The organism is Pseudalkalibacillus hwajinpoensis, from assembly GCF_015234585.1.
Classification (GTDB): Bacteria; Bacillota; Bacilli; order Bacillales; family Guptibacillaceae; genus Guptibacillus; species Guptibacillus hwajinpoensis_B.
In genome coordinates this window covers 1,109,708-1,123,906 of sequence record NZ_JADFCM010000001.1, presented here as the reverse complement: position 1 = coordinate 1,123,906, position 14,199 = coordinate 1,109,708, and the positions used below count along the sequence as shown (strand labels likewise).

The window sequence follows — 14,199 nt, the reverse complement described above, 5'->3', positions numbered from 1 at the left end:
ATTACTCTAGTACTGGACCAAATAATACAAATTTATTTTAATAATAGAAGAAATGCCTTTTGTACTTCGTTACAATACTATGATTTGTTGTAACTCCGTAAATTGAAAAATATTCATTTAGTTGTTTTATTTGATCAACACTGGCTAAATCAATCTATAGTTTCACGACTCGCTTCTCCTTAAGATAAAATATAATAGCCTAACTTTTAGTGTTACTCTATGAGTAGATGATCACTAAAGGTTAGGCTATTAAAAGCTAGTATTTTTTAACAATGTACAGGTGGACCTGTTTAATTAATCTGTGACAATTATCACTCCATATAATTAATTGCAATTATTAATCTGCATACACTTTTATGATATCACCAGTGTTTACCTCATAAATTTCAGTTTCTTCCAAATAAAGCGTACCAGGTAATCCAGGTGTTTCCGAACCATCAAAATTCAAAGTGATGTGACCGAGCGAGGATAAGTTTTTCTCTACTGCCTCACCAATAGCTGTAATCTTATATTTCCTTTCTCCTATTTGAAGCGTGTCACCCACTTCTATCTTATTCTCTACCTCATTGACAGTGATAGATAAACAAAAATCTGCTAATTCTGCTGGTGCATTTTCCCCAAAAAGGATCAGCATTTTATCTCCTAGAAAAGCTTTTACAGATGAACCAATATTATTAATTTTTGTCTCATATTTTATAGTCATGCGTAAATCTCCTTTATTATTTTATTTATATTATAAATAATGGCGCTAGGATTCCTAGTTTAAATGATATTGGTTAAGTATCATACATACCGAAACTCGCCAGCCAGGCGATAAATACTGTCGGTGCCCCTGTAAGGAACCGGCTGTAAAGAACAGATGGAACTCCAACTTCCACTGTTTTCGGTTCTGCCTCTGCCAGTCCTAATCCAACTGGAACAAAATCGGCTGCAGCCTGAGAGTTTATGGCAAATAATGCAGGCAATGCCAAGTTTACGGGAATATTTCCTTTTCCAATTTCTACACCTATTAATGTTCCTACTACCTGTGCAATTACAGAACCAGGGCCTAAAAACGGGGATAAAAGCGGAAATGAACAAACAAGTGCAATCACGATTAATCCCCAAATATTTCCAGCTAGTGGGGACAGGATTTGAGCAAAAACATCACCCAGCCCGGATTCTGTAATAATACCAATCAACATGGCAACGAAAGCCATAAAAGGAAGAATTGTCTTGATTACTGTATCAATCGCGTCACGTCCAGCCTGGTAAAAAATGCTTACAACAGAACCCATCGCCATACCGACTCTTGTCATCAAACCAGAAGACTGGTGCTGTTCACTGATTTTTTTATCGGAGCTGTATTTATAATTACCGGTTTCATTTATTGTTTCGATTGCATCTGTATTTTCGAGTGGCGCATCTTCTGTTTCCACATCAATTGCAGCATCAGTATCAATGATTTGAATATTATCATTTTTCACGCCGGATACATAAATATCTTCTGTTATATGTTTGGCCAATGGGCCGCTTTTTCCTGTCGGCATAATATTGATGGTAGGAATTTGTTTTTGTGGATATAACCCACAACGTAAAGTTCCACCACAGTCGATGATAACACAAACCATTTCACTATCCGGAACACTTGTTTTAAATCCGTTAACCAATTCACAGCCGGTCAGTTCTGCAATTTTGTCGGCAATAGCCGGTTTTTCTCCTCCGGTAATATACACTACTTTGTTTTTATCAGCGGTTGGCGTTAACACTAAAGGTCCTCCAAAGCCACTTGAACCTTTTGTTACTTTGACCGATTTATAAACTGCCATTTGTTTCACCTGCCCTTAAGATTTTAAATTAACTGTTTCATTTAATTTCACATTTTGCTGTTTTGCCACATACGTTGTGGTTAAGTCTGTTATCCACCCTCTGAAGAAGTTGGTTACAATCCCTACTAAAAAGTAACGAAGTGCTAATTCTGCGGTATCATAACCTAGTGTCGTAATACCTGCTGCGACCCCTAGGAAGACAAACAACTCACCTGGATTCACGTGTGGAAATAGGCCGTTATGGGTATGGCAAGAATATGATGCTGCTGCATAATAACTAGGTTTGTGTTTTTCAGATAGGAATTTCCCTAGTGATAATGTCATTGGATTAGCTAACACGAATGTACCGATAATCGGCAGAACAAAATATCTTGTAATTGGGTTTTTTGCTGATTTTTTTGCTAGTTTTTCAATGCCATCTTCTCCGATTATGCGTATTAATGAGTTCATGGCTACAAGCAGCATGATTAGCAGGGGAACGATGTCTGTGACAAGACCAACGAACACTTCTCCCCCATGCCGGAATAAGTCCATAAATAGTTCTGCTCCTGAAATAACAAAATCCATATCATTTCTTCCTTTCTTTGTTAATTCTTTCTAGGAATTAAATAATCAATCCAACCTTTTTTTACCTTTAATTCTCCACCCTTAGAAATAATCTCATAACTATTCAACGCATCTTCAATCGCAGTTCTAGTTAATTTATTGACATGCTTGTAGTCGTCTTCCGATAGTGTCAACAAATTTTTCCCATCAAATTCTTTCATTTTCTTAACCCGAGAGAAGACCGTAACCCCTTGCATTTTTGCGGCTTTTAGAATGTTGTTTTGCTTATCGATGGCAAACATTACAACTGTTCCCGCCCGAAGAAGCCCTGTCCGTTTCCCGATCGCTACCCGGCCTAAGGAACGCAATTCTGCATATTTTCTATTAAAATGCTTGATTTGTAAAAAACCAAACAAACTTTGAGTTAACCAGGCCGCACCAATCAGCATTATCAATGACCAAAACATTCCACCACCTCTTTTCACTCTTATATATCGAAGAAAACCTTTCTTCAAACCTATTCAACCACAACGCATGCGCTTACAATTAATAGCCATAAGCTTACCAGCTTATTAATCAAACTTTTTGACCTGCCTGAGATAGGCTGTTAAATCTTCGTAGCTGGATGCATTCGTTATCTTTTCTACTAACGATTCATCATTAACCATCTGAATAATCTCGTCGTAAATATTAACTAGTTGGTGTTCGATATTATCTGTTTGATGTTCGGGTATCCCTAGCAGTAAGACAAGATTTAATTCCTTTCCTTCTGCAACCACTTTATCGGGAAAGATACCAAGTGCCAGTTCAATCTGAGCAGATTGATAGTTAAATGTATGTGGAAGGGCAATAAACCTATCAAAAATCATTGATCCTTTTTCTTCCCGTTTCTTTAGACGTTCTTTAAAACCCTTATCAAGGTGATTCGCTTTTACTAATTCATCTACCATGTTATATAAATTTTCATGATAATTGATTTCACTATTTAAAACAAAAAACTTTTCTTCGCTAATTAGGTGATTTAATATGGAATAACTTTTACTATCTTCATTGAGTTTAAAGCTTTTTCGGTATGCCACTTCTTCAATTTTTCTGGAAACACTTTGTTCATCAAATATTTCATTGATTACGATGATAGGCTGTCTCGGTTCAAAGGACAATTTCAAAGTCGAAAAAATAATATCATATTGATTCAAAATCTCTTCTGTAACGTCCGATTCCGAAAAAAGATCGAACTGTGTATTTTGGTTGAGAACACGCCGCAGTTGGTTCGCAACTAACTTAGCGGTGCCCCGGCCGGTTCCACAAATGATCGCAGCCTTCTGCAGTCGTTTCGACCTCACTTCGCTTTGCGTGGTAAATACCCCAAAGTAAAAAGCAATATAGCCAAGCTCATCATCGGAAACTTTTAATTCGTACTCTTTTTCTATAACTTTCCCGGCAATTTGTGCCATCCTGAATGCAACGGGATATTTTTCCTTGACGTCCTCAAGCATTGGATTTTTTAGATGGAAGCCAAACATTAAACGATTTAACATAAAAGTTAGGTGATATTGTAAGTCAGTAAAAAAAGATTGATTTTCTTTAATAGTTTCTTTGTTAAAGCCGATCTGTTCTACAATTGTTTCTAACAATCTTTTTACATCATCGGTAATTCTTATTTCTGTAATTGTGCGATTGTTTGTTGGTGTTCTTCTCCCGGCAATTGGTATAGTAATAAATAAGATTTCGTCGAGGGGAATTTCAACCGGGAGTTTTGCTTCAATCGCTGCTGCTAATTCCAGTCCAATCTGGTAGTCAGTTGATTCCAGTAACTTTAAGTATTTCTCCTTTGACACTTCAAGCGGATGATTTTTTAATAGCCGATCAAGCATAACTACAATAAATTGCATTAATCTAGTTCGCGTACTAGATTCAAAATCATGTCGATTAGCAATTTGATAAATCTCCTCTACAATATCTTCATCTAATGGATAGGAATCATACAATAAATCGTACACATTCTCTAAGATAAAAAAACGCAAATCCAGCTCGTCTCCACTTAAATTCATGCCGGTGTTCGGCTTGCCATAGACCTTAAGATTATAAGATTCTAGGGACACGGATGCTTTTTTTAATTCATTTACTAAAGTAGTTCTACCGATATTCATCTCGAAAGCCAGGTCATCTAAGGTATAATTCTTTTCACTATTTATCAGTCGGTCAATGATTAGTGCAATTCGACGTTTTGGCGAGTCTATTAACCCTTTTTTGGCATTTATTTGTTCTAATGCCAGCTCAAATGCAGAAGTATCCTCAATGGATAACCAATAGCCTTTACCTCTTTTATTCTTCAATAAGGCTATTCCTTCTAAATCACTATTCAACTTTTTGATATGATTTCGAATCGTTCTAGTGCCGACTCCTAATGATTCTGCAATAAAATCTAAGGAACTGTAGTCTCGTTTCCGTACGATTTCCAGTAATTCAACACCTTTATCATCCAATGTAAAGTCAGACATTTCATCACCTCTTTATAAAATGGATGCCAAACATTAGATCCTATGAAAACGGAGATATATTCATTTGCAAATATTTTAAGCATCCATTAAAGGGCTTTTCTGACTTCTTTTTAACCTCTTGATTTCCCACCGGAAATATTTAAAGTTGTTCCAGTTATGTAGCTGGAACGGTCTGAAGCTAAATAAGAAACCAAATCGCCAATTTCTGTTAACTTTCCTTCTCTTCCAAGAGGAATTGATTTGCTATAATCCGTGGATAATCCATCCACCGTTACACCGCGAGTATAAGCCAACGCTTCATTATAAGCATCTGTTCTCAATCCTGTCGTCTCAATGATACCAGGTGCTACAGCAACAACACGAATATTAAATTTGCCCAATTCTTTTGCCCAAGCACGAGTGAAAGCAATTACGGCACCCTTTGTTGCTGAATAACAACTTTGGCCAGCAGAACCTTCTTGACCTGCTTCTGAAGAAACATTTATAATAATACCTTTATTTTGTTTCAACATCTCTTTTGCAGCTGATTGTGCAAAAAGATAAGGACCTTTTTGGTTAACCGCAACCATAAAATCAAAGTCTTTTTCACTTAGTTCATATTCAGGTTTTTCGCCTTTATCGTCAACTAGTAATCTTGGCAGATTAACACCAGCATTGTTTACTAAAATATCGATAAAGCCGAACAATTCAACTGTTTTAGCAACTGTGTTATCAACGCTTTCTTTATTTGTCACATCACATTTTAGGAAGTAAGAGCCATCTTCTTGTTCCCCTTCTTCTCCATTTAAATCAGCAACTACCACTTTCACTCCATTATTTAATAGTTCATTTGACACTTTAATTCCTATGCCCGATGCACCACCAGTTACAATTGCCACTTTTCCTTCTAAATCTAACCAGGAATTTCCCATCAATTTCTCCTCCTTATTTCATATGATGATGTAAGCACTTTCTAACTGTTTTTAGTATATAAGGTTGGAGAAGACAAATTAATACATACATTTTCACACAAGAGTGAAAATGTATGTATTATTAAGTAGAGAGTCCCTTTTCATATCTTAGAATGCAGCTAAAATCTATCGTTCTTCACCGTTCATTTCGAAAATGCTTTATGCTCTAAATAAATTTAATTATGATAAAATTGGTGGGTTTTATCCATCAATTATTCTTTTTTTTTAACTGCCCTTGAAATTTACCAGGAGGTTTTCCCACATATTTTTTAAAAACAGTCGAAAAATGAATAGGATCCTTAAACCCAACTAACTCGGCAACTTGAACAGGTTTCATATTTTCTTTTATTAATAGTTCTTTCGCTTTGTCAATTCGTAGACCATTGAGGTATTTCTTGAAATTATGACCTATTTCTTTTTTAAATTGGTCACTAAGATAGGTAGGATTTATAAAAAACTTCGCTGAAATGTATTCTAATGTTATTTCTTCATAAAAATGTCCATCTAAGTAGTCTTTTATTTTATGTATAATATTATGTTTATCCTGAATCTTGTTAAAGTAATTGCTTATTTCATAAAATATCTTAATAATTTCAAATTGCATAGATTCCTCATTACCAATTGTTGTTATAAAATAATTGTATGATGGTAATCTATAATAAGCTTTATCCCTATAATACTCCGGAAAGTCATTTATGACTTCTTCAAAAGCACTATAAAGATTTTCAACTAGCTTCTTAGTTTCTTGAGAAGAGCTTTGAGGGTTCCTTTCAAATAATGTCTTAATTTTCGAGGAAAGGTTCTTCTTGTCATTCCTTTTCACATGCTGTTTAATTTCTTCATAATCTTCATTTGATAGTAAATTCCCTCTAACTTCCTCCTCTTTCTTCTCATCTAAGAAAACAACTTTTGATGAAAAATCTTTATTTTCTCTATCTATGTTTAAATGATACGATGACCTAGTATAATAATCTCTTATATGTATCACATCGTTAAATACATCACTGACCACCACATTTAAGAATAACTTTTGGTTCATTTCTAATTTTTTGTTAAATCGCTTTAAACTCTCCTTGAATTCCTGAATACTAGGTGGTTCATTTTCTACTTCAAAGATACATATATATTCATTTTCCCGTATGGAACTTTTAAAACTAACGTAAGATTCGTTACCGAAACGATTGAAATGTTCATCCAGTTCACTTTCTACAATAGAGAATAGCTTTATTGCTTCAGGATAGGTATTTTCCTTGCGGTTTTTGTGGAACTTCTTTATATTAATGAGTACCAACAGATAAGATTTATAATCGATATTAATCGTTAGATAATTCAACTTTTTTAAAATTTCCTCGGATTCTTCTTGAGAATTTTTTAGTAATCTATTTAACAAATGATTTTTCAAAAGAGGGATGCTTTCATTAAATAATGAATTCTTTCCTGTTTTACTAACTTGTTCAATTTCGATTAATTCAATAAGTTTCCGGAGAGTTTTTCCTAACTCTTCTTTAATAACCGGTTTTAATAAATAATCAGATGCACCATGTTTAATCGCTTGCTTTGCATATTCAAAATCCGAAAATCCACTTACTACAACTACTTTTAGATTAGGGAATTCATTATTTATTAATTCAAGAAATTTCACTCCGCCCATGCCGGGCATTTTCATATCTAAAAACAAAAGATCAATCTTTCTATTTTTTATCCTCTCATATGCTTCTTCAGCACTGGAAGCTTCCTCTATTTCGAATCGTTTATCTTTTGTTTCTCTTTGAATTTTGGCTATAAGCCCCCTTCTCACCCCTGGTTCATCGTCAACCACTAGAGAGGATATATTCTGTTGCTCCTTTGTCATCATTTCTCCCCCACATCCATTTGTCTTTTTAAAGCAGGAAATGTGATACAAATTCTCGTTCCATTTTCCATTGTACTATCAATAGTAAACCCCAATCCTCTTCCATAGTTCATCTTTAATCGTGCATATACATTTTTCAAACCTAAATGGTTTATTTTTGTCACTTCTTCAAACTGTATAGAAGGTTTCATTTGAAAGGTTTCAAACGCTTTTCGTTTGATTGAATTAAATCCGATACCGTTATCCTCAATAATAATATTAATTAAGTTTTCCGCCATACCTATTGATAAATGAATAGATGCCTGTTTCTGATTCTGTTCAACACTATACTTTATTGCGTTTTCTAATAGAGGTTGTAGAATCATTTTCGGCACAATAAAGTTTTCGACTTTTTGATCAATGGCAACCGTGAAGGAAATTTGGTCTTCATATCTACTTTTCATTATCGATAAGTAGCTATTACAATAGTTCACTTCCTCTTTAAGCATGACCTGGTCCTCATGTAAATCAATATTATACCTTAACATTCTACTCAATGAATCCGTAATATCTTCAATCTGCTCCACCTCATTTGTAGCAGCAATTCCACTTATTACTTCTAACGTATTATAAAGAAAATGCGGATTTATTTGTACCAACAGTGCTTTTAATTCAACATCTCTTTTCAATATTTCAGTTTTATATTGTTTCTGAATTAAGTCATTTATTTTTTGGACCATTGAATTAAAACTGGCATTCAATTGGTCTATTTCAGTATTTGTATTTTTGTCCTTGATCCTTACACTAAAATCTTCGTTTTCCACTTTTTGCATAGAATCACTTAGGTTTCTTATCGGTTTTGAAAAATAAGTAGACAGAAAATAAGAGAAAAAAAACACTAAAAAACATGCTAAAAAAATTAATAGAATTGTAAGGACCCGTAACGAATTGATTCCTCGTTCCAATTCAGTCACAGGTAAAAATCCAACCACACTTAAACCAGCAGAGGTAAGTTTATTATAAGATACAAGAATATTTTCTTGATTTATTTTCTTTTTTATACTTCCAATACTAGAAGTTTTGAGCTTATCTAAAAGATAACCTTCTGCCTGCTTTCCAATTAAGGAATGGTTGCTATGATATAAAATACTGTCGTCCCGTCTTATAACTTGTACAATACTTCCTTTTCTATATTCATACTCACGAAATATGCTTGAAAAAGCCGGCAAGCTTTTCGAATAACTGATGTAACCTATTCTATCCCCTGTATCGAGATCAAAAATAGGTTTAGATGAAACAAAACTAAAGGCGCCATTCTCATCTGATTGATAAACGTTATAAATCATTTGATTTGCATCATTAGATTCCATTTTCTTCCTCCAATTGATCTCCTGCTGCGAGTTATAGGAAAAGGAACCTTCTTTATTTGGATTTTCTATAGTAATAACTAACTCTGATTGATCATCAAAGACTCGTACACTATCAAAAAATGCATGTTTTATATCGATAGTGTTTCTTATCTTTTCTTTAAGGAATGATAGATCATTTTTTTCTGTGCGATCAGAAATACTAGTAATATCATTCTTATTGAAGATTTTACATATATCATCTAATTCTTGTTCAACATCTTCATAGTAAGTGTTTATATTTTTACTGATAATTTCCAGTATTTGTTTGTTGTTTTTTTCAGCTTCTTCTAACATTGCAGCCGTAGAAACCTTATATGAAATGTATCCAAATAATAGTATTATGATTATATTTAACAATACAAAAACAAAGAAAAGCTGAACCTTGATACTTTTTTTATAAAATAAGTGATGCATCAACTGTTTAATCATAGAGAATCCACCCTGCTGTTATTATCACTCTATCGCATACTAGTCCAGTGCTTTTTCTGGATATTTTACAAAAATTAGAATATTCTTTAATAATGAAATTATAAATCAATTCAACAGAACCAGCAAATCTATCGTAAGAATAATTGCAACAAATGAAAAATAAACATTATTCGTTTTTAATAGCCTTATTTTCGTTTAGGCGTTATTATTTTGCTTTATTACCACAGTTTGAATACTTCGCTTTTCCAGGGTTTAGTGAGATTCGATCCAATGGATTAGAATAAAAAAACTTGTAGAGAAAAAACAAAGATTTCTCTACAAGCTAACAAATGTTATTCGCTCTTCTCTCGATTATCCGTATGGGTGCATTCGTTAATTTTCACTTTGATCCTTTTTGTATTTTGGAAGGATTGACGGAGCTTGAGCTAATAAGCCGGCAGTAAAAGTATCGCCTAAGCCAATCGTACTTACCGTCTCACCAACAAACCCTGGTTGTATGATAATATTTTCTCTATCTTTGACGAATTCTCTAAGTCTTATCCCTCTATCTGAACGTGAAGCATTAAAAGTTATCTGTTCAAATTCTTCCCGGTTACAAAAATCACCTTTCACTGCTCTAGAAAAAGCAAGCTTATTCCCACTTTCCAAGGCATTAGCCCAGTAAATTACATGATTATCTTTTGACATAACTAAGGAAAACTGTTTCGTATGCAAAATCAGGTTAGAAATCTTTATTATGCTATAGCCAGCTTCCACTTCTTCTAATAAATCTACATCATTTAAAATCAATAATTGTTTTTTAAGTCCAATTAATTCCGCAAATTCTTCTTCGTTTAAACCAATACTATCAACATAGGGACGAAGTTTTTCAATTATTTTCCATTGTTCATTCAATGACCAAATGGATGCCAATTCTAGATGAACCTTTAGTTTCTCACTCCTTATAGATTCCAAAAATTCAATTGTACTTTTTAAAGCTTTATTAATATCCTCCGCATTATCGATTACATGATAACCAGAAAGTAATAACCAATCACATGAAAATTCCTTGGTTTGTCGAACAAAAGAATCTGTAATTAAATCTGATGTAAATTCATTAAACTTTCTAAAAATGAGTCGATTTGACCGTCCCTGATCCGAATACTCAATGATATAGTGTTTTGGAGTATCACCCTTCTTGTCTACAGCGATATTTAAAAGAAGATTATCTTTTACTATATGCTCCAGTTCATCGGAAATAATCGGCACATTTACAATCGAAGGATACCCCGCATAACTTGCAGCATATGACGTTTGTAACCCCGTACCACCAATTCCAACTTGCCACTGCAACATATCCTCTAAACGATTTAAAATAGACTCATCTTCTACGATATATTCCGCACCACAACCTTTTTCTTTATTCCAACAAACCGCATGACGAAAATCATCCCAAGTATGAATAATAGATTCCGGCTGTACTGGATTAGTAACCTTAACTTCTTCATAAAAGTGTTGATTCATATGCCCAACTAAATCTAGGTTCGCTACAAGCCCACATGCAATATAACGCATCTTCCCTTCCCCCTAAATCAAATTAAATATCCTTTGCATGATTAAAAATGTATTCTTCCGCTTCTAGTGACCACCTATTGTAATTCCGTTTTATTATTTCTCCTAAATCTTTCTTTAATTTATCGTTATGATTTAGTTCACTAGTATTCTCTAAATCCATCAAATCAAATTCTTTTTGTGTGTACACGAGCTTTTTCCCACCACCAATAGAAGGTAAGTTCGCGGTTGTTTCCGCAACATCGTTTAACCCTAATATATGTGTAATTATTTTTGAAACATCAATTTTCTTAGTCTCAATTAAATCTATTGCCTGCCGCATGTCATCACTATTGGCTCCACTAGTGCCAACATAATGAGTGAAATTATAATGAATATCGTAAAAATTAATTTCTGCCTTAAACCCTTGATCTTTAGGGCCAGCAAAAAAATTAAAACAACCATCTTTACCTAAAAGGTTTGTCCCTGTCTCTACCAACTCCCTAGAAGGAGCAAAAACAAACACGTCATCATAACTTTGCTGATCAATAGTTGATTTCAACAAACTTTCTTGGTCTTCTACCCCATACGTATTGATGTAGAAAAGGTTCACTCCATTTTCTTTTGCTTTTTCTGGTGGATATAGCGATTTAACCTTATCAAGCTTATCTTGAGATCTTCCTGTGATAACTAGATTTCTAGGTTTTTTAGGGCCATTAATTGCAAAATCGATAGCTAAGTAGCCCATTGGCCCTGTCCCCCCCATAACAATCAAGTTTCCATGCTCTTTTATCCCCATTTTATGATTGTACGTACCTTCAATTAAATGATAGTTCGCATTAAATGCTCCAATGATTGTCGATAATGGTTCAACTAAGGAGCCCTCAAAATAAGTTTTACCGTTATACTTTAATAAGCAATCCTGTTCCATGACATCGTTAGGAATAACAATATAGGTGGCATCCCCTCCGACATAATGATAAGAGTAACCAGGACAATCTGGCCGGTCAGGTAATTGCAAATTGGCCTGAATAACATACTTATCTTCCTCTGAAAACTGATGTTGCCACTTTTCTCCGACACGAATAATATCTCCACAAAATTCATGCCCTAAAATAATAGGGTTAACAGCAACATCCTCCGGTGTCTTTTTATGATTTTCTCCTTGTTGAACTAATTTCCATGTCGACATACATATACTATCTGTTTTCACTGATGCCAAAATCTCATCTTTTTTAATTTCTGGAAGCTCAAATTCTTCTAATTTAAGATTATTAGACCCATATAATCGAACGGCTTTTGTCTTCATCTCATTCATTCCTTTCTTTCTTATGGACGTTTTGAGTGCAAACCTCATTGGAGTTCCTATCTTGCTAAAACATCACCTGACCACCCGTCACATTAATAGATTGACCAGTCATATAGGTTGCTTTGTCTGATGCATAAAAGATAACTGCATTTGCGATATCTTCATTATTACAACCACGCTTTAATGGCACTTTGTCAATGTACGCTTGTTCCACCTCATTTTCCGGGATTCCTAACTTTTTAGAGTACTGAGGAATTAAGCTCTGGAACATCGGTGATTGTAGAAGATTACCTGGCATGATCGAATTTACTCGTATGTTATGCTCCGCTAAGTCGAGTGCTAGACTTTGCGTTAATCCGACACCACCAAATTTAGATGCAGAATAAGCACTATTATGTTTACTTCCTACTTTTCCAGATTTGGAGTTTATTTGAATAATGTTGCCGCCACCTTGCTTAATCATTTCTTTAGATGCTTCTCTTGCACATAAGAAATAGCCAGTTAGGTTTACATCTAGAGTTAGACCCCAATCTTCTAAATTAAAATCGGTAACCTTTCTACTTTTTGCAACACCAGCAACATAGACCAATAAATCAATCCTTGAAAATGTTTCGACTGATTTTCCAATCATAGCTGTTACTTCTTCTTCTTTTGTGAAATCACTGTTGATAGCAATTGCTTTTTTGTCATATTTTTCTTCCACTGTTTTAGCCACTCGTTCGGCATTCTCTATATCTATGTCTGCTACAATTACATCGTATCCTTCTTCTGCTAACTGATAGCTTAATGTTTCCCCTAAACTTTGACCACCGCCGGCAATTAGAGCTACTCTATTTTCAATTGTCATACTCCCTCACCCTTCTACTTTGACTGTTTTCGTACACTGTCGTCTTTTATTAAAATTGTTAAAACTACTATTACTTAAATTCATCTAGATTTTCTTGCGTTACCAACTGGAATGGAATGTATGTTGTATCTTCAACTTCTTCTCCACGAGCAGCTTTTACCGCTACTTCGAATGCAGCTTCCCCTTGCCCATACCCATCTTGAAATACTGTGGCCGCAAGTTTCCCGTCTCCAACAGAATTCAAAGCATCAGGAATAGCATCAATTCCAACAACTATAATTTCGTCTTCTTTACCAGCAGCTTCTACAGTATTATAAGCGCCCAAAGCCATTTCATCATTTTGTGCAACTATTGCACTAATATCATCATGGCTTTGCAGCCAGTTCTCTACTAAAGATAACGCTTGGGCTCGATCCCAGTTGGCCGTTTGTTCAGCCACTACATTAATATCTGGATATTGTTCTAGGACATTTTTGTTTCCTTCTGTTCTTCCAATTTCTGCAGAGTTACCATTCGGACCATGGATTATTGCAACGTTTCCTTCTCCACCTAATTTTTTAGCGACATACTCCATCTCAAGCTCTCCCGCTATCACATCATCTGACCCGACGAATGCCGTTGCCTTTTCTAAATTATCTACTTGTGAATTTACTATGATAATAGGAATATCAGCTGCAACGGCTTTTTCAACAGCTGGAACAGTTCCAAATTTATCATAAGGATTTAAAATAATCGCATCTACTTTTTGGGAGATGAAATTTTCAATATGAGCTATTTGCTCTTCCGCTTTTCCTTGTCCATCACTTTCGATTAACTCAATACCGAGTTCTTCTGCCTTGTCATTTAATGCATTTTGAATATTAATAATGAACTCATTTTGAAGATTTTGATAAGATACACCGATTTTCAGTTTGTCTTCTCCACCGTCAGCTCCCTCGTCTGTACCTGATGCCTGATCTATGTTACCAGAGCAACCAGCCATAAGAGATAGGATGAGCGTGAACACAATAAAACTTAGTAATTTACCTTTTTTCATTTG

At 34.6% G+C, this 14,199-nt stretch carries 12 protein-coding genes; all 12 read right to left on the bottom strand.

The features are described 5' to 3' along the window. Positions 1 to 337: 337 nt before the first annotated feature. Complete coding sequence (locus tag IQ283_RS05460) at positions 338 to 703, bottom strand: PTS glucitol/sorbitol transporter subunit IIA (protein ID WP_194219107.1); 366 nt, start codon at positions 701 to 703, stop codon at positions 338 to 340. A gap of 73 nt (positions 704 to 776) precedes the next feature. Next, positions 777 to 1,808 carry a PTS glucitol/sorbitol transporter subunit IIB gene (gene srlE, locus IQ283_RS05455; protein WP_194219106.1) on the bottom strand — a complete coding sequence of 344 codons (1,032 nt, stop codon included), beginning with the start codon at positions 1,806 to 1,808 and terminating at the stop codon, positions 777 to 779. A gap of 15 nt (positions 1,809 to 1,823) precedes the next feature. Continuing rightward, a complete protein-coding gene (srlA, locus tag IQ283_RS05450; RefSeq protein WP_194219105.1) occupies positions 1,824 to 2,375 on the bottom strand; it encodes a PTS glucitol/sorbitol transporter subunit IIC in 552 nt (183 codons plus the stop codon). A 20-nt stretch (positions 2,376 to 2,395) separates the two neighbouring features. Beyond that, positions 2,396 to 2,821: a transcriptional regulator GutM gene (locus IQ283_RS05445; protein WP_194219104.1), complete on the bottom strand. Its 426-nt coding sequence runs from the start codon at positions 2,819 to 2,821 to the stop codon at positions 2,396 to 2,398. A gap of 105 nt (positions 2,822 to 2,926) precedes the next feature. Beyond that, positions 2,927 to 4,855, bottom strand: coding sequence for a BglG family transcription antiterminator (locus IQ283_RS05440; RefSeq protein ID WP_194219103.1), 1,929 nt, complete (start codon positions 4,853 to 4,855; stop codon positions 2,927 to 2,929). Between the two features lie 110 nt (positions 4,856 to 4,965). Next, positions 4,966 to 5,766, bottom strand: coding sequence for an SDR family oxidoreductase (locus IQ283_RS05435; RefSeq protein WP_194219102.1), 801 nt, complete (start codon positions 5,764 to 5,766; stop codon positions 4,966 to 4,968). Between the two features lie 247 nt (positions 5,767 to 6,013). Beyond that, positions 6,014 to 7,657, bottom strand: coding sequence for a response regulator transcription factor (locus tag IQ283_RS05430; RefSeq protein WP_194219101.1), 1,644 nt, complete (start codon positions 7,655 to 7,657; stop codon positions 6,014 to 6,016). Continuing rightward, a complete protein-coding gene (locus tag IQ283_RS05425; protein WP_194219100.1) occupies positions 7,657 to 9,474 on the bottom strand; it encodes a sensor histidine kinase in 1,818 nt (605 codons plus the stop codon). The genes IQ283_RS05430 and IQ283_RS05425 overlap by 1 nt, the downstream gene beginning before the upstream one ends. Positions 9,475 to 9,846: 372 nt before the next feature. Further along, the gene (locus IQ283_RS05420) at positions 9,847 to 11,028 is read right to left on the bottom strand and encodes an ADP-dependent glucokinase/phosphofructokinase (RefSeq protein ID WP_194219099.1); all 1,182 of its coding nucleotides are present in this window, start codon (positions 11,026 to 11,028) and stop codon (positions 9,847 to 9,849) included. 22 nt (positions 11,029 to 11,050) lie between these two features. Then, entirely contained in the window at positions 11,051 to 12,313 is a 1,263-nt protein-coding gene (locus IQ283_RS05415; protein WP_194219615.1) for a zinc-binding dehydrogenase, read from the bottom strand. A gap of 64 nt (positions 12,314 to 12,377) precedes the next feature. Further along, a complete protein-coding gene (gene srlD / locus IQ283_RS05410; protein WP_194219098.1) occupies positions 12,378 to 13,160 on the bottom strand; it encodes a sorbitol-6-phosphate dehydrogenase in 783 nt (260 codons plus the stop codon). A gap of 70 nt (positions 13,161 to 13,230) precedes the next feature. Next, positions 13,231 to 14,196 carry a sugar ABC transporter substrate-binding protein gene (locus tag IQ283_RS05405; protein ID WP_194219097.1) on the bottom strand — a complete coding sequence of 322 codons (966 nt, stop codon included), beginning with the start codon at positions 14,194 to 14,196 and terminating at the stop codon, positions 13,231 to 13,233. Positions 14,197 to 14,199: the final 3 nt, after the last annotated feature.